Source organism: Burkholderia sp. S171, assembly GCF_009766085.1.
In the GTDB taxonomy this organism is placed as follows: Bacteria; Pseudomonadota; Gammaproteobacteria; order Burkholderiales; family Burkholderiaceae; genus Caballeronia.
Genome location: NZ_LMUF01000043.1, coordinates 91,186 through 108,361, shown reverse-complemented (window position 1 = coordinate 108,361; position 17,176 = coordinate 91,186). Strand labels below are relative to the sequence as shown.

Sequence of the window (17,176 nt, the reverse complement as noted above, 5' to 3'; positions counted from 1 at the left end):
TGGCCGTCGCTACGCCGCCGCACAGCACAAGCATTGCAAGGAGAAACAAACGTGAGCACCCGAAACGAAGCCCTGTTGATCAGGAATCCTCTTGCTGTCATGAGCGGCCTGCGTGGCGAACATGCCCGGCTCGGTCAAGTCGACCTGCGCATTCGCGCGGGACGGATCGAGGAGATCGGTCCGCAACTCGTGGCGAGAGAAAACGAAAGAGTCATCGACGCCAGTTCCTGCGTCGTCTACCCGGGGTGGGTCAACACGCATCATCACCTGTTCCAGAACTTGTTGAAGGCGGTCCCCGCCGGTATCAACGCAGATCTCCAGGAATGGCTTGCTGCGGTGCCGTACCCTCGCCTCGCGCGCTTTACACCCGACCTGGCTCGCATCGCCGCCCGGTTGGGGCTGGCGGAACTCCTGCTCTCGGGTGTGACGACCTGCGCCGATCACCATTATCTTTACCATGCAAACGGCACGACCGAAACCGGCGACATCCTGTTTGAGGAAGCCGCTGCGTTCGGCATGCGCTTCGTGCTGTGCCGCGGTGGCGCACTTCAGGCCGCGGGTGACCATCCGGGGTTTGCGGACAGCGTGTTGCAGCCGGAGTCAATTGATCAGATGCTCGGCGACATCGAGCGCCTGAAGTCCCGCTATCACGATGCCCGCCCCGACTCCATGCGCCGGGTCGTGGTCGCGCCCACCACGCCGACCTTTTCGTTGCCGCCCGCGCTGTTGCCGGAGATCGCACGCGCAGCACGCGGCATGGGCTTGCGTCTGCATACGCACTTGTCCGAGACGCGTCGCTACGTCGACTTCTGCCGGGAGAAATTCGACATGCTGCCCGTCGAGTTTGTCGCGGAGCATGAATGGCTTGGGCCAGATGTATGGTTCGCCCATCTGGTTCATCTGGAACCCGGCGAGATCGCCATGCTCGCGGAGACGGGGTCCGGTTGCTCGCATTGCCCGGTCAGCAACGCGCGGCTTGGCAGCGGTATTGCGCCCGCGCCGCAGATGGCGGCAGCAGGCGTGCCCATGTCACTGGGCGTGGACGGCGTGGCCTCGAACGAGTCCGGGAGCATGACCAACGAAGCGCATTTCGCCTGGTTATTGCACCGTGCGGCGCAACAGGTATCCGCCACTACCGTGGAAGAAACCATTCACTGGGGGACGGCCGGCGGCGCGGGCGTGCTGGGTCTGGATGCGGTTGGTACGCTGGAAGTGGGCAAGGCGGCAGACCTGGTGCTGTACGACGTCGACGCGCTGCGTTTCAACGGTTTTCACGATATGGCGATCGCGCCGGTGGCGGCCGGCGAGCCAAGCAAAGTTCGATACAGCATCGCGAATGGCCGCGTTGTAGTCGACGACGGAGTGATCCCCGGGCTGGATCTGGATGAGCTTCGACGGGACGCAAGAGAGGGGGTAAAGCGTTTGCTTGCATAGGATGGTGCGGGTATGAAAGGTATGTCTCAGGCCTCGTTTGCTTGCGCGCTTTTCTAATGTGCAAGCAAAGAAGTCTGGGCAACGTGTCTGGTTTTGCACTCGCCGCTGCCAAGAGCCAGCGACCGGTTCGGAAGCGCGCGGACAACTCGTGCGCGACAGTCAGTCTCATCATGCTTGAGCCAGTACGCATCACAAATACCGCATGCCCTACTAAGCTGTTGCTATCAATCCAGCGGCTTAAAGTCCCACCGCAGCCGGATTCATTTCGATGTGCAAAACCACCAGCCACAACTTCGGACAATCGGGCGCGATCTTGAGCGCCGGGTTGGTCTTGTCCACGGGCGTGATACAGCCCTTCTCGCGCGCCAGCAAATATGCACGCCGTGCGTCTGACTGCAGCCATATGCTCACGAGACCGCACGTCAGGAAACTGAAAATGGTCGTGATAAGACTCGGCGCACTCGGATCGAGCTGCTGCACCGCATACGCGAATGCCATGGTCAAAACCTGGTTCGCCACGATAGCGACGCACACCACCTTCGCCATGCCTCTAATCCGCATGGCCGTATGAAGCTTTAACACGATTGTGTACTCTTGTCTGAACGCGGGTAAATGTTAGTTCTTGATCGTCGTGCTTGGTTTCAAGCTTATTGCCCTACTGCCTAGTGAACCATCGTCACCGGGGTTTGCATGCTGCGCCACAACTTGTTCATCACCCACCATCGGGTAAGAAAGCCCAGGTGACTGGCATCGACCAGGACAATGTCCGAGCATTTTTCAGCCACGCGCGCTGCAATGGTTCCAGCTATTGGCCCATACACGCGCGACCAGTGATACGGAACCCCCGCGTCGTCCAGAATGGCGCGTGTCTCGCTGAGCGCGCTCAGCATCGCGCGCTTTTCCTGCAAGCGCAGCGCGCCACGCGAATGAAACGCACTGGCACGCCCCTGGTCCGGCGGTTCAAGCACCTCCATCAACTCGACCTCGGACACGCAGTGCTCGGCGAAAAGAAATGCAGCATGCCGTGCGGCCTGAAGTGCGCCTTCCTTGTTTATCACCGGTATGAGTACCCGTAACATAAGCGTCCCCGTTTCAGCTATGACTACAACTTCATTACAGCAGGTCCCGTGTTAACCGCGAGCAGCGTTTCGAGCCTGCAGCATAAAAATTGTGTCAAGGCGACCGTACAAGCGCCACCTTGGCTGCATCGTCTGGCGGCGTTTTCAGGCTGGCCGAGAACTGTTTCATACGAAAAGCCACACGTTGGGCATATCCCTTGCCGCCGCCGCTGTACCGCTTGAGCGCGACGCCCAAGTCGCCGCCCGACGCGTCGAGATACTCGCGCAAGATCGAAGAACCTATGCGCACGTTCTCGGCGGGCTCGGTCATATCGTTGCCCGATGCAAATACCTGCGGATGAGCGGCCGGGAGGATCTGCATCAGCCCCTGCGCGCCGGCAACGCTGACCGCCTGCCGGTCGAACCCTGACTCGGTTGCAATGACCGCGAGCAATAGCACGGGCGACATTGCATATTCGTTTGCTGCGCTGATGACCGCACGCGCAATCAGCGTGGCCTCCTGCCGCGCCACTCGGAACTGCCGCCATAACACCGCCGCTACATTTGCAACCTGTGGCGATTCGCTAGGCGAGGATTCAATACTTGCCGATATTTGCACGTCAGGCACCGGCTGGCCATTGGTCGCGTCGCTTGCATCGGTTGCATATGCCGCGCTTGCGGCCATCAACGAAAACGCGCAGAGGACAAATTTCGCGTACAACCGTCGCCTTGATTTTTTTGACTGGTACTCATGCATCACGGTCCCTTCTCGTTTGCGTCCCGGAAGGCTACGCCGCCGGGCGTATCGATCGGGATAAAAGCGGACCATGCCGTATCAAGAACGCGTCAAGACGTGGCCATCCAACGTCGAATTGATGAAACCTATACGCTCTCCTGCGCCATTTAAACGCCGTCATTGCGCGAGCAGAGCGACACTTTTGGTCTCCATCAAGAGAGTCAACACCATGCACGCCCTGACGTTTTGGAAGCGCACTTCCAAACAAAACGAGCCGGATCATGACGCCACACGATCGAACGTCGCTGGGCGGAAAACCCGTCAGCGAACGCTGCTTGCTGTGTCGCTGGGCGGGACCGTTCTTGCCGCAATAGCCATAACGTTAGGTCTGCCATCGACTGGTCTGGCGGTTTATATCGCGGCTACACTGCCGTTTGCGCTTTTCCCTTAAGCGGTCGTTGCGCCGTCAAACGCTTATGCGAACGCCGCTACACAACGCGTAAAACCTACGCGCTACTGCGCACCCACAAGCCGATAGCCGACCCCAGTCTCCGTCACAATATGAACCGGCTGCGCCGGATCAAGCTCGAGCTTGTGGCGAAGGTGTCCCATATAGACGCGCAGATAATGCTGGTTCTCCACATACGCGGGGCCCCACACTTCACGCAGCAATTGCTGATGCGTAATCACCCGGCCGGCGTGACGCACCAGCGTAGTCAGCAGCCTGTATTCAATCGGCGTGAGATGAACCAGCTCACCGTTACGCGTGACACGCCTTTCAGACAGATCCACCGATACCGGCCCAAACCGAACCTGCGGTGTCTCCTGCTGCCCGCCACGGTTACGCCGTCTCAGCTGCGCACGGATTCGCGCGAGCAACTCCGACACACCGAATGGCTTCGTCAGATAGTCGTCCGCGCCTGCATCCAGCGCTGCCACCTTCGCGTCTTCGTGAGTGCGCGCCGAGAGCACGATCAACGGTTGTTCGGTCCAGGTACGCAGTTCACGAATCACATCGATACCGTCCGTGTCCGGCAAGCCAAGGTCAATGACTATAAGATCAGGCAGCCGAAAAGCGGCTTCGCGCAAACCCTGCTGTCCCGTTTCAGCTTCGAATACGGTCATGCCCTGCGCTTCAAGCGTGCTTCTGACGAAACGGCGAATCTGCTTGTCGTCTTCTATGACGACAATGGTCAACGTAGGCTCGCTCATGGAATATCCGTATGCACGGCAGCGTCCGGGCCGTCACCATTTTCCTCAGGAAGCGTCTCGAAGGGCGGCGTCTGATCGGCCGGCAACGTGAACCAGAACCTTGCGCCCAACACCTTCCCTTCACCATCCGCCCTGTTCTCAGCGCCGATCTTTCCGCCATGCGCCTCCACGATCGCCCGGCAGATTGCAAGACCCAGACCAATCCCCGGCATCGCGGATTCCTTCTCCCCGCGCGTGAATTTATCGAAGAGCGTTTGTTGTATGCCCGCAGGCAGACCCGGGCCGTTATCGTCGACGCAAACCCTCACGTAACGCTCGCCCGAATGCTGTTCGACCGCTGCGTGGATAGACAGCGATGAATCGCGCGGCGTGTATTTCGCCGCGTTCTCAAACAGGTTGGCGAGCAGCCGTTCCATCAGAACCGCGTCCAGTTGTATCAACGGAAGGTCGGCCGGAACACGAACCCGCACCGTGTGCCCGGCAAGCGTGCGGCGGCATACGGCAAGCGCCGCGCCCACCACCTCTTCCAGCATCAACCATTGCCGGTTAAGTCGGATGCTGCCGGCCTGGAGCCGCGCCATGTCGAGCAGATTCGTCACCAGCCCGCTCATGCGCAGTGCTTCCTCGTGGATGGCATGCACCAGCTCGCGCGCGGTATCGGCTGAGCCGGTGTGAATGCGTTGCTGCTCCTCCAGCACCGACGCAAATCCGACGATCGAGGTCAGCGGTGTGCGCAAATCGTGCGAGATAGCGGAGAGCAGTGAGTTGCGCATACGCTCCGACTCCATGTTGACCAACGCATCCTGCGCGATCTCGACGTAGTGGACACGTTCGAGCGCGAGCGCGATCTGAGAAGCGAAGGTGTCGATCATGCGTTGCTGTTCAGGGACTGCAAGCTCGGCTGCATGGGCGGTGATAAGCGCTAGGACACCGCGTGTGCGCATCGGCGCTTTCAGTGGCAGGTAAAGCGCATTGCTGGCCGGCAGCGTGTCCGTGCCGCGTCCCGCAGGTTTTTGTTGGTCATAAACCCACTGGCCGATGTCGATATCAAGATCGGCTGCATCGAGCGTAAACTGCGGATTGGGGTCGTCCACTTTCTGCCGAATCTTTTCCGAGCTGTCAGGCAGCAGAATCGCGACTTTCGCCTGGAAGATCTCTCCTACGTGGCGCGTCCCAATCTCGATGATCTGTTCGGTCATCAACGCGCCGCCCAGTTCGCGCGTCATCGCATACATGGCGCCCGTGCGCCGCTCGCGCAACGAGGCTACGCGAGCCTGACGCCGAAGGTTCGAAGTCAGATGGCTGATCGTGAGCGAGGTCAGTAACATCACGAAGAACGTCAGCAGGTACTGCGTATCTGAAACAGAAAAGGAAAGCTGTGGCGGCACAAAGAAGAAGTCGAATGCCGCGACGCTCAGGAATGAGAGAAGGACGCCGGGACCTCGTCCGAGTCGAACCGCTGCAAAAACCACGCCGAGCAGATACAACATCACGAGGTTCGTGAGATCGATATGGCGCGACAGCAAGCTCGCCAGCGCCGTAATCGCGACACCAATAGCCGCCGCGTAAAAATAGGCGTTGGGCGAAGAACGGGCTTCGTTACGGACAGAGGCGAACACCGGAACGCTTGCGTCGCGCTCACGGCCTTCCTTGGCCGCTTTCACGCCCACCAGCGTCACGTCGATATCGTGTGCATGGTGCACGAGCGCTTCGGCAACGGGCTGATCAAAGACACGCCGCCAGCCCGGTGCGTCTGACGCCCCCGCCACGATCTTGGACACGTTGCGCATGCGCGCGTACGCAACCAGCGTGGCGGCCGCGTCGGCGCCGTCAAGGGTCACTGTCTCGGCACCCAACTCGGACGCCAGCTTGAGCGCATCCAGCGTGCGCTTGCGCCACACGTCAGGCAGCCGCTGCAGCTTGGGTGTTTCAACGTATACCGCCAGCCAGTCCGCCTTGAGGCTCGCAGCAAGACGTGCTGCCGAGCGAACCAGCGTGGCACTCTCAGGCCCCGGCCCAATGCACGCGATAAGTCGCTCGCGAGCCTGCCAGATCCGGCTAATGGACTGATCGGCGCGATACTCGCGCATCTGTGCATCCACGCGGTCGGCCGTGCGACGCAGCGCCAGTTCGCGCAATGCGATCAGGTTACCTTTGCGGAAGAAATTCTTGACCGCGTTTGCCGCTTGCTGCGGCATATAAACTTTTCCGTCCCTCAAGCGGTCCAGCAACTCTTCGGCTGGCAGGTCCACCAGAGTGACTTCATCGGCGAGATCGAACACGCGGTCCGGCACGGTTTCCCATACTCGGATACCCGTGATCTGCCCGACGATATCGTTCAGGCTCTCAAGATGCTGGACGTTGACGGTGGTGTACACGTCGATACCTGCGTCGAGCAACTCGTACACGTCCTGCCACCGTTTAAGGTGACGGGCGCCCTGCACGTTTGAATGCGCGAGTTCATCGACAAGAATCAGTTGCGGCTTGCGTGCAAGTGCCCCGTCGAGGTCGAATTCGGGCAGCTTCCGGTCGCGGTATTCGTACGGCGTCAGCGGTACGGCATCCAGCCCCTCCACGAGCGCAAGGGTCTCCTTGCGGCCGTGTGTCTCGACAATCCCGACGACCGTATCAATACCCTCCTCACGACGACGGTGCCCGGCCTGCAACATGGCATAGGTCTTCCCCACACCGGCTGATGCACCGAAGAAAATCTTCAGCCTGCCGCGCTGCTTCTTCTCTTCGTCGCGCTGGATCTTGTCGAGCAGCTCGTCGGGATCGGGGCGGTCCATCAGCTTGCGGGCTTCAGTTCGTCAAGCGCCAAATTCAGCTTCAGCACGTTCACGCGTGCCTCGCCGAGAATGCCGAACTGACGGCCGCTCGTTTCGCGTTGAACCAGTGCATCGACGTCGTTGTGCGACAGCTTGCGGGCCTTCGCAACACGGTCGATCTGATAGGCAGCAGCAGCCGGGCTGATCTCCGGGTCCAGTCCACTGCCTGACGACGTGACGAGGTCGACCGGTACTGGCGCGGTGTTCGTCGGGTCCGCGTCGTGCAAGGCGCTGATGCGTCCTTTCACTTCATCCGCGAGCGCCGGGTTCGTCGGGCCAAGGTTCGAAGCACTCGAGCCTTGCGGGTTGTAGGGGTTCGGCGAAGTTGCCGAGAGGCGGCCCCAGAAATAGCCCGGTGCATCGAATTGCTGACCCAGCAGTTCGGATCCGACCAGCTTGCCGTTCTTCTCGATCAGACTACCGTTTGCCTGGCTCGCAAAGGCGGCATGCGAGACGGCGGTGACCACGATCGGATACACCAGCCCGGTCACCACGGTCAATGCCGCGAACAACACGAGCACAGGACGAAGGATATTTTTCATGATGATTCAATCCAGTTAGATTGTATTGAGACCGAAGGTGGCAGCAGCTAGCTATGCATAAGCAAAATTAACTGCTGCCTGTGCCGGTCAGGCCCAGCCACATGCCGTCAGAATCATGTCGATGATCTTGATGAACGGGAACGGCAGCAAGATCCCGCCGAGGCCATACACCAGCAGATTGCGGCGCAGCAATGCCGCGGCGCCCAGCGGCCGGTACTTCACGCCCTTCAGTGCCAGCGGGATCAGGAACACGATGATCAACGCGTTAAAGATCACGGCGGACAAGATGGCAGACGACGGCGACGTCAGATGCATGATGTCGAGCACACGCAATTGCGGGTACGTCGATGCAAACGCGGCCGGAATAATGGCGAAGTACTTGGCCACGTCGTTGGCGATCGAAAACGTCGTCAGCGAGCCGCGCGTCATCAGCATCTGCTTGCCGATCTCGACAATCTCGATCAGCTTGGTCGGATTCGAATCGAGGTCGACCATGTTGCCGGCTTCCTTCGCCGCCTGCGTGCCGGTGTTCATCGCCACGGCCACGTCGGCTTGCGCCAGCGCTGGTGCGTCGTTGGTGCCGTCGCCGGTCATTGCAACCAGCCGCCCTTCCGCCTGATAACTGCGGATGGTCGCCAGCTTCGCCTCAGGCGTAGCTTCCGCGAGGAAGTCGTCAACACCCGCTTCAGCCGCAATCGCCGCAGCGGTCAGGCGGTTATCGCCCGTCACCATCACGGTCTTGATACCCATCTTGCGCAGCTCGGCGAAACGTTCCTTAATGCCGCCCTTGACGATGTCCTTCAGCTCGATCACACCGAGGACACGCGCCCCTTCTTCGCGCCGGTCGGCAACCACCAGCGGCGTGCTGCCGCGACGTGCGATTTCATCGACCGCATTCGATACTTCCTGCGGATAACGGCCGCCATGACGTTCAACATAGGCCTTGACCGACTCGGCCGCACCCTTGCGAATCTCACGATCAGGCAAGTCGACGCCGCTCATGCGCGTCTGCGCGGTGAAGCCCAGGAAGGTCGCGTGCAGCGACGCCATTTCACGCTGACGTATGTTGAAGCGCTCTTTCGCGAGCACGACGATACTGCGTCCCTCAGGCGTTTCGTCAGCAAGCGACGAAAGCTGCGCCGCATCGGCGAGATCCTGCTCGGAGACGCCCGGAGCGGGCACGAAGCTCGAAGCTTGCCGGTTGCCGAACGTGATCGTGCCGGTCTTGTCGAGCAGCAGCACGTCGACGTCACCCGCTGCTTCCACTGCACGGCCGGAAGTCGCTATCACGTTTGCCTGCATCATCCGGCTCATACCCGCCACACCGATGGCAGACAACAGTCCGCCGATGGTGGTCGGGATCAGGCAGACCAGCAAGGCGGCCAGCGCGGTGATTGTCACCACGTGACCGGCCTTTACTGCGGAGACCGAAAACATCGAGAACGGCAGCAGCGTGGCGGTCGCGAACAACAGCACCAGGCTCAGTGCCACGAGCAAGATGGTCAACGCGATTTCGTTAGGCGTTTTTTGACGCTTGGCGCCTTCCACCATCGCGATCATGCGGTCGAGAAACGCTTCGCCCGGATTGACCGTCACGCGCACCACGATCCAGTCCGACAGCACACGAGTACCACCCGTTACTGCGGTAAAGTCACCGCCCGATTCGCGGATCACCGGGGCGGATTCGCCCGTGATCGCGGACTCGTCGACTGAGGCCACGCCGTCGATTACCTCGCCGTCCGCCGGGATGACGTCACCCGTTTCGACCAGCACGATATCGCCTTTGCGCAACTCCGTTGCCGTCGTAATGCGCATCGACGACTTCGGGTTGGCCGATTCCAGCTTCTTCGCCATCACGTCGCGCTTGGCGCTGCGCAGCGAGGCCGCCTGCGCTTTCGAGCGACCCTCGGCCAAGGCTTCAGCGAAGTTCGCGAACAGCACCGTGAACCACAGCCACAGCGAGACCGCGAGAATAAATCCCGCCGGTGCTTCAGCCTGGCCCGAGAGGGCCGCGACCCATAGCACCGTGGTCAGGATGCTGCCGATATACACGCAGAACATCACCGGGTTGCGTAACTGGTGACGCGGGCCCAGTTTCCTGAACGAGTCCGCAATCGCCGGCATGACGATAGCGGGGTCGAACATCGAACGGGCTGCCGAGCGTGAATGGCCACCCGACTCCGGCGTTTTCTCCGGTGCCTTGTTCGGCGCGTTGTTCGGCGACTTCACTGGCGGTTTGACAATTGTGTTCATACTTTCCTCTGTATCAGTGACCGCTTATTTGCCCGAGAGCATCATGAGATGCTCGACCACGGGACCCAGTGCGAGCGCGGGTACGTAGGTCAATGCACCTACCAGCACAACAGTGCCGAGCAGCAACACGACAAACAGCGGACCATGTGTCGGCAAGCTGCCTGCGGTCGTCGCAATACGCTTTTTAGCGGCAAGCGCACCGGCAATGGCCAGCACCGGGATGATCGAACCGAAGCGGCCGAACCACATGGCAATGCCGGTCGAGATGTTGTAGAACGGCGTGCTGACCGTGAGGCCCGCGAAGGCGCTGCCGTTGTTATTTGCAGCCGAGCTATAGGCGTAGAGAATCTCGGAGAAACCGTGCGGCCCTGGGTTCGATATGCCCGCTTGGCCCGCTGCCGTCAGCACGCCAATCGACGCACCAAGCAGCACCAGGAACGGCGTCAGCAACACGACGATCGCGACCATCTTCATCTCGTACGACTCAATCTTCTTGCCGATGTATTCAGGCGTGCGACCGATCATCAGGCCGGCGACGAACACCGCGAGCATGGCGAAGACGAGCATGCCGTATAAGCCGGACCCCACGCCGCCGAAGATCACTTCACCCAACTGGATCAGCAACAGCGGTACGAAGCCGCCCATTGGCGTCAGCGAGTCATGCGCGTTGTTCACGGCACCGCACGATGCAGCCGTGGTGGCGACCGTGAAGATGCCCGACTGCGCAATGCCGAAGCGGGTTTCCTTGCCTTCGGCGTTACCGCCTGCCTGCATCGCGGAAGCGCTTTGATCGACATGCAACGACGTGAACAGCGGATTGCCGGCCTGCTCGAATGAGATTTCTCCCCAACAAGCAATGGTGAAGGCAATAGTCATTGCAGCGAGGATGGCGTAGCCCTGCCGCTTGTCGCCCACCATGCGTCCGAACACCACGCACAGTGCCGCCGGAATGACGAGCATGGCGATCATCTGGACGAAGTTCGAGAACGGCGTCGGGTTTTCGTACGGATGAGCGGAGTTGGCGTTAAAGAACCCGCCGCCATTCGTGCCGAGCATCTTGATCGCTTCTTGCGAGGCAACGGGGCCCATCGCGATCGTCTGCTTGTCAGCCTTGTTGTCCACCATCACCGGATTGCCCTTGGCATCCTTGACCGGGTTCCCCTGTGCGTCCGTCTTCGGCGTCTGGTAGGTCGTCACTTGAACCGTGGCGACATCCTGGTACGACTGGAAGTTCTGGATCGCGCCCTGGCTCACGAACACCAGCGCGATGACCGTCGCCAGAGGGGCGAGGATGTACAGCGTGATACGCGTGATGTCGACCCAGAAGTTGCCGATAGTCGTGGCCGTATGACGTGCGAAGCCACGAATCAGCGCGACGACAACGGCAATGCCGGTCGCGGCCGAGAAGAAGTTCTGCACGGTCAGGCCAACCATCTGCGAGAGATAGCTTGCGGTCGACTCAGGCGTGTAGTCTTGCCAGTTCGTATTGGTCACGAAGCTGACAGCCGTGTTGAACGCGGCATCCGGGGTCATCGGACCGAAGGCCTGCGGGTTGGACGGCAGCCACTGTTGCAAGCGCAGGAAACCAAACACGACGAGCGCGCCGAGTGCGTTGAACGCAAGCACGGCGAATGCGTAATGCTTCCACGACATTTCAGACTTGTCGTCCACGCCGGCAAGCTTGTAAAGCAGCTTTTCGACTGGACGGCCGATGCGTCGAACAACGACTGACGAGCCATCGAGCACGGAGGTCATATATCGACCGAGCGGGATCGCAAGCGCGATCAGCACGACGATATAAAGGCCTGTTTGAAATACGGTATTAGCGTTCATTCCAGATCCTCCGCACGCAGTAGTGCGTACACGAGGTACACGAACAAGAGCAGAGTCGAAGCACCTGCCAGCACAAGCATCCAGGTGGTCATGGGCGACCTCCCGGGGCGCGACGCAATTTGTCGCAACCGATGGTCAGGGCCGCGCACACTACCCAGAAGGCGATGATGCCGGCGATATATATCAGGTCCATTGTTTTGATCTCCCGTAGCGGATTTGGACGTGCTGAAGGTTAGTTGATCGCGCGTAAACGGCCGGAAAAGAGAACTGCCAGGGATATAAAGAAAGTGTAAAGACGCGGGGGGAGCCAGGCGGGGCGTGGGGGCGTTCGGAGGGCTTGCGGATTTATCGGCGCGCGGAGCCGAGTTGGGTGGCCGGCCCGGTATGCGGCCTTGTCAGGCAAGGCGCTACCCGTGAAGAAACAATAGAAAAACGAGACTGGCGTGGTAACTTACGCGCCGACGGCGGTGAATTACCAGGGCATTAGCCCATCAGGAGAAATATGCGAACCGTCAATATTCGCGACGCCAGGAAGTGTCTCTCCAAGCTTGTCGATGCCGCGGCAAATGGTGAAGAAATTACCATTACGAAGGCCGGCAAGCCCGTTGCCAGGCTTAGGGCCCATTCAGGGTGACCCGGCTCCGCGCCGTTTCGGTGGCTTAAAAGGAAGGGCGAAAATTGCTGACGACTTCGACGCGCCCTTACCCATAGACATGGTTACTGCTTTTGAGCGCCGATAAGAGCGTCTGCAGCGTAGAGACCGCGTTATCCAGTTGCGCGACGATTTCCCTAATCATAGGGCTCCTCTAGCGCCGCCTGAAAATACACCAGGCCGAATTAAACCGCCGCGCATGGTCAGTCCGGATTCGGTGCGTACACGGGCGCCCGGTCCGCAAAGTAAAGCCCATGCGGCGAGCGACCGACGGCAATGGTGTCGATCAGCTTGCGGCTGGTGAGATCGATCACGCCAACATGCCGCGCAAACCGGAACGTCACCCAAAGCGTCTTGCGATCGGCGGACAATTCCATGTCGTCCGGTCCGGGCAATAGCCCATCTATGTCACCGACCTTTTGCAACGTCGTGTAGTCGAGGATGCTGATCGTGCTCGCTACGCGATTCGTCACGGCAACATGCTTGCCGTCGTCGAGATTACGAAAATTGTGCGCGCCTTTGCCTGTCTGAATGCGTTTCACGACCTGCTGCTTGTGCCAGTCGACAACCGCGACATCGTCTTCACCCGTCATGCCAACCAGCAAGTCCTGATCACCCGGCGTCATCCAAAGACCCGCCGGCGTGTTTCCAACCGGGATTTTCCACTTGACCGTTTGCGTGGCCAGATCGATCGCCGCGAGTTCGCCCGAATCCTGCAACGTCACGAATACCGTGCTCGCATCCGAAGAAAACGTCATATGGCTGGGCGTTTTAGCGAGCGGAATACGCTTGGCGATTGTGAGGTCGTGGCCGTCGTATCGATAAATATCGACCCGGTCCAGTCTCAAGCCTGCCGTGACAAACCATTTGTGATCGGGAGAGAAGCCGAGCTGGTATGGATCTTCTATGCCCTCCACCCGTTTTTGCACCTTGCCGCTGCGCGGATCGACAAAGATCAGATCATTCGACACCGAGTCGGCGACAATGAGCGAATTGCCATCCGGCGTGATCATCAGGTGATGCGGTTCCTTGCCGGTCGGTTCGGTACCCAGGACCTTGTGCTTCGCTTCGTCGATCAAGGTGAGTTGCGCCTCACCGGAATCCAGCACGATGACTTTGGGGGCGGCCGGCTGAGGCGCGGCCGGAGTATCCGCTAGCGCAAGGTTATGCGATAGCAAGGTAATAACTGCCGTTATCGAAAGGTTTCTGATTGCAGTGCTTAGCATATTGAAAGGAATAACGATGAGAAGGCCCGAAAAAGCCGAAACTGTGCTCTGATAGCTTTACCCACTAGTTTGCAGCCGAGAGAAGCGCCTGAAGCACTGCATTGATTGATTGATTCTGCCGCCGTAGCCGTGGCCGCAGCAAGCCGGTCCGCGCGAGCGACCTTTTTATCTCTAACGTATTGAGTCAAGCAATGGATGACCGCGTCCGCGCTGAAACTAGCCGATCAATGAGCGACAGTACGACGCTCGCCATGCGCGATGTGCTGGAAGGCCGCCGCACGGGCTGGTCGGTGCTGCTGCCTTTTGCCGGACCGGCAGTGGTCGTCTCCGTGGCTTACATGGACCCGGGCAATTTCGCGACCAACATTCAGGCCGGCGCGCGATACGGGTATGCATTATTGTGGGTTGTGCTGCTGGCCAACGTCATAGCCATGCTATTCCAGGCACTTTCCGCAAAACTGGGCATTGTCACCGGTCGCAATCTCGCGGAGTTATGCCGGGATCATCTACCCAAGCCGCTCGTTTATGTCATGTGGGGAGTCAGCGAAGTCGCCGCCATGGCCACCGACCTGGCGGAATTCCTGGGCGGCGCAATCGGCCTGAGTTTGCTTTTCCACATGCCTTTGTTGATCGGCATGATCGTCACGGCGATCGTGACGTATGGCTTGCTGTTCTTCGAGAAAGCGGGATACCGGCCACTGGAGTTGGTGATCGGCGCACTGGTCGGAATCATCGGCTTGTCTTATCTTGCGGAGCTTTTCATTGCGCCGGTCGCCTGGGGCCAGGTCGGACTGCATCTGTTCAAGCCTGATTTGCCCGATGCGCAAGCCGTGACTATCGCGGTGGGTATCGTAGGGGCGACGGTCATGCCACACGCACTCTTTCTTCATTCGGGACTCACGCAGGGCCGCCATCCCCCCAAGACTGAGGGCGAACGCAAAAGGCTGCTCACGTTCTCCAACCTGGAAGTGATCATTGCGCTGACCATTGCAGGCTTGATCAACATGGCGATGGTCATCATGGCATCCGGCGCGTTTCACTCGGGTCATCCTGAAGTGGCCGAGATCGAGACCGCTTATCACACGCTTGCGCCGTTGTTAGGCATTGCCGCTGCGGGCATTTTCCTGCTGTCGCTGATCGCGTCGGGCATTTCCAGTTCGGTCGTGGGCACCATGGCGGGTCAAATGATCATGCAGGGGTTTGTCGGCTTCCGCATCCCGCTATGGCTGCGTCGCGCGATTACGATGGTGCCGAGTTTTGTCGTGGTCTGGCTGGGCGTGAATGCCACGCAAGCGCTGGTCATGAGTCAGGTCGTGCTCAGTCTTGCGCTGCCGTTTCCCATGGCGGCACTCGTGTGGTTCACGTGCCGCGAGGATGTCATGGGTTCGTACAAGAACCGGACACTGATAAAAACGGCGGCTATTGTTGCGGCCTTCGCCGTACTTTCCCTCAACGTAATCCTCTTGCTGCAAACATTCGGCGTGGATATCCCCGGCTTGCCGAACGTCTGAGTGCGCTGTCACCGCTCATGGCTCATGCCACTGTATGCGCTTGATGCCGCATGACGATTAATGCGTTTTGAAGTGATTAACGCGTGGCATAATCGGCGCCATATCATCGACCGCCCGGTGTTGATCACAGCATGTTCCGCCGTCGCTTACTGAAGATCGGAAGTATCCTGGGATTGCTTGCAATCCTGATGACTTCGATCGCGCCTACGGTCTCGCATGCGCTAGCCTCGCATGATCGGCTAGGCCAGGCGCTCAGCACGTATTGCTCGGCTGACCCGGCCTTCAGTGAAGCGGGTAACAACGACTCCTCCTCGCACTCCGGTGCGCTGCATTGGCAGGCTTGCGCTTATTGCGGCCTGCTCGCTCACTTCCCCATTCTGACCGGTTCCGCAGTGGCCTTTGCCGCTGCCGTGTCGGTGACTAGTGCTCCGCTTCCCGTGGTACGCGAAGCCGTTCGCGCGTTACCGCTTTTCATTGCCGCCCAGCCTCGCGCGCCGCCTGTCTTTTCCTGATCACTGACTCATTTCGTGCCTATTGTTCGCGCGGCTGACCGCTGCGCGATGCCGTCGCGTGCCCTGCACGACGGCGCTTAATAGCGCGCTCACAACGATCATGACAAAGGAAACACAATGCGTACGCTTCTTAAGCGGCACGCGGCGCCTGCACGCGTCGCGCTTATATGGGCGGCTGGCGCTGCCTGCCTTGCGGGTTCATCGGGTGCATGTGCGCATGCGGTGGTCGGCGACCGGGTTTTCCCGGCGACGATGGCCGTTGACGACCCCGGCGTCGGCGATGAATTCGACTTCCAGTACGGCCACATCAAAAGCCCGACCGACGATGGTGACAGCATGAACGTCAACACCGCCTCGTTCGAATGGGACAAGCTGATCACGTCGAATCTGGCCTTCAGCATTGCCAGTTCCTACGTCACGCAGAACGCGCCCAACGGCGGCTCCGCAAAGGGCTTCGACAACGTCACGCTCGGCCTGAAGTATCTGGCTTACTCCAACGCTCGCCATGAGTTCATGGCATCAGTCGGCGTGAACACGGAACTGGGCGGCACGGGTGCTCGCGCGATTGGAGATTCGTCTTCCACCATCACGCCGACGGTCTATTTCGGCAAAGGCTTCGGCGACCTTCCCTCGAGTCTCGGCTTCCTGAAGCCATTCGCAATCACGGGTGAGATCGGACCTAACCTGACGACGTCGCGATCGTCACCAAACTCGCTCGACTGGGGCACGACGCTGCAGTACAGCATTCCGTATCTGCAGCAGCAGGTGAAAGACCTCGGCCTGCCGCAACCGCTCGCCAACCTGATTCCGGTGGTCGAGTTCCCGATGAACACCTGCACCGCGGGTCCGTGTTCCGGCCATACGACCGGGACCATCAACCCTGGTTTCATCTGGCTCAACCGCTATGGTCAGCTAGGGATCGAAGCGCAGATTCCGGTCAATCGCGCGACGGGCAATCACGTCGGGATCCTGCTTCAGGCGCATCTTTATTTCGACGATATCTTCCCTGCTTCTCTCGGCAAGCCGCTCTTCAATCCATGAAAATCGCTCTTATGAATTCTGCCACCGTGCGCATGTTGATCGCTACAGCCGCTCTCGCGAGTGCGCAGCTCGCTCAAGCGCACGCCTATCCACAACATCAGGAACCGGGAGCGGGAGCCACCGTGTCGGCTTCGCAAAAGGAAGTGGCGATCGAGTTCGACGATGGACTCGAACCCGCATTCAGCTCGATCGCCGTCACCGATGCGCAGGGCAAGCCCGTCACCAGCGCAAAGTCAGTGGTTGATCCGGCGGACAAGAAACACATGTCGGTTGCGCTGAACGCGTTGACTCCCGGTGCTTATTCGGTCGCGTGGATTGCCGTTGCCGACGACGGGCAT

Annotated in this window: 16 protein-coding genes; 6 read left to right on the top strand and 10 right to left on the bottom strand. The window is 59.8% G+C overall.

Annotated features, from left to right (window positions below; translation table 11 throughout):
- Nucleotides 1-51: 51 nt before the first annotated feature.
- Complete coding sequence (locus GSQ93_RS23730; RefSeq protein ID WP_158938084.1) at nt 52-1,434, top strand: amidohydrolase family protein; 1,383 nt, start codon at nt 52-54, stop codon at nt 1,432-1,434.
- A gap of 237 nt (nt 1,435-1,671) precedes the next feature.
- Here GSQ93_RS23730 and GSQ93_RS23725 read toward each other — a convergent pair whose 3' ends face one another.
- From GSQ93_RS23725 to GSQ93_RS23685, 9 genes are all read right to left on the bottom strand, one after another.
- A complete protein-coding gene (locus tag GSQ93_RS23725) occupies nt 1,672-2,016 on the bottom strand; it encodes a hypothetical protein (RefSeq protein WP_254074012.1) in 345 nt (114 codons plus the stop codon).
- A gap of 80 nt (nt 2,017-2,096) precedes the next feature.
- Complete coding sequence (locus GSQ93_RS23720; protein ID WP_158938083.1) at nt 2,097-2,513, bottom strand: universal stress protein; 417 nt, start codon at nt 2,511-2,513, stop codon at nt 2,097-2,099.
- A gap of 94 nt (nt 2,514-2,607) precedes the next feature.
- Nucleotides 2,608-3,213 carry a lytic transglycosylase domain-containing protein gene (locus tag GSQ93_RS23715; protein WP_254074011.1) on the bottom strand — a complete coding sequence of 202 codons (606 nt, stop codon included), beginning with the start codon at nt 3,211-3,213 and terminating at the stop codon, nt 2,608-2,610.
- Between the two features lie 528 nt (nt 3,214-3,741).
- Nucleotides 3,742-4,440: a two-component system response regulator KdpE gene (gene kdpE / locus GSQ93_RS23710; protein WP_158938082.1), complete on the bottom strand. Its 699-nt coding sequence runs from the start codon at nt 4,438-4,440 to the stop codon at nt 3,742-3,744.
- Nucleotides 4,437-7,229: a sensor histidine kinase KdpD gene (locus GSQ93_RS23705; RefSeq protein ID WP_158938081.1), complete on the bottom strand. Its 2,793-nt coding sequence runs from the start codon at nt 7,227-7,229 to the stop codon at nt 4,437-4,439. The genes kdpE and GSQ93_RS23705 overlap by 4 nt, the downstream gene beginning before the upstream one ends.
- Entirely contained in the window at nt 7,229-7,810 is a 582-nt protein-coding gene (gene kdpC / locus GSQ93_RS23700; protein WP_158938080.1) for a potassium-transporting ATPase subunit KdpC, read from the bottom strand. The genes GSQ93_RS23705 and kdpC overlap by 1 nt, the downstream gene beginning before the upstream one ends.
- 87 nt (nt 7,811-7,897) lie before the next feature.
- Nucleotides 7,898-9,955, bottom strand: coding sequence for a potassium-transporting ATPase subunit KdpB (gene kdpB / locus GSQ93_RS23695; protein ID WP_254074040.1), 2,058 nt, complete (start codon nt 9,953-9,955; stop codon nt 7,898-7,900).
- Between the two features lie 132 nt (nt 9,956-10,087).
- Nucleotides 10,088-11,896: a potassium-transporting ATPase subunit KdpA gene (gene kdpA, locus GSQ93_RS23690; RefSeq protein WP_158938078.1), complete on the bottom strand. Its 1,809-nt coding sequence runs from the start codon at nt 11,894-11,896 to the stop codon at nt 10,088-10,090.
- Nucleotides 11,893-11,988, bottom strand: coding sequence for a potassium-transporting ATPase subunit F (locus GSQ93_RS23685; protein WP_056359778.1), 96 nt, complete (start codon nt 11,986-11,988; stop codon nt 11,893-11,895). Before GSQ93_RS23685 ends, kdpA begins: the two co-directional genes overlap by 4 nt.
- Before the next feature lie 410 nt (nt 11,989-12,398).
- Here GSQ93_RS23685 and GSQ93_RS38765 point away from each other — a divergent pair, with 410 nt between their 5' ends.
- Nucleotides 12,399-12,530 (top strand): type II toxin-antitoxin system Phd/YefM family antitoxin, encoded by a 132-nt coding sequence (locus tag GSQ93_RS38765; protein WP_367889777.1) that lies wholly within the window; start codon nt 12,399-12,401, stop codon nt 12,528-12,530.
- 221 nt (nt 12,531-12,751) lie between these two features.
- On the opposite strand, the gene GSQ93_RS23675 is transcribed toward GSQ93_RS38765, so the two are convergent.
- Complete coding sequence (locus tag GSQ93_RS23675) at nt 12,752-13,774, bottom strand: beta-propeller fold lactonase family protein (RefSeq protein WP_158938077.1); 1,023 nt, start codon at nt 13,772-13,774, stop codon at nt 12,752-12,754.
- A 191-nt stretch (nt 13,775-13,965) separates the two neighbouring features.
- Between GSQ93_RS23675 and GSQ93_RS23670 the strand changes: the two genes are divergently transcribed.
- The 4 genes from GSQ93_RS23670 to GSQ93_RS23655 all read left to right on the top strand — a co-directional run.
- Nucleotides 13,966-15,285 (top strand): Nramp family divalent metal transporter, encoded by a 1,320-nt coding sequence (locus GSQ93_RS23670; RefSeq protein WP_158938076.1) that lies wholly within the window; start codon nt 13,966-13,968, stop codon nt 15,283-15,285.
- A gap of 131 nt (nt 15,286-15,416) precedes the next feature.
- Complete coding sequence (locus GSQ93_RS23665) at nt 15,417-15,797, top strand: DUF2946 domain-containing protein (RefSeq protein ID WP_158938075.1); 381 nt, start codon at nt 15,417-15,419, stop codon at nt 15,795-15,797.
- Between the two features lie 117 nt (nt 15,798-15,914).
- Complete coding sequence (locus tag GSQ93_RS23660; protein WP_158938074.1) at nt 15,915-16,838, top strand: hypothetical protein; 924 nt, start codon at nt 15,915-15,917, stop codon at nt 16,836-16,838.
- A gap of 11 nt (nt 16,839-16,849) precedes the next feature.
- Nucleotides 16,850-17,176 (top strand): copper resistance CopC family protein (locus GSQ93_RS23655; protein ID WP_158938073.1); only part of this gene is annotated, 327 nt, incomplete at its 3' end.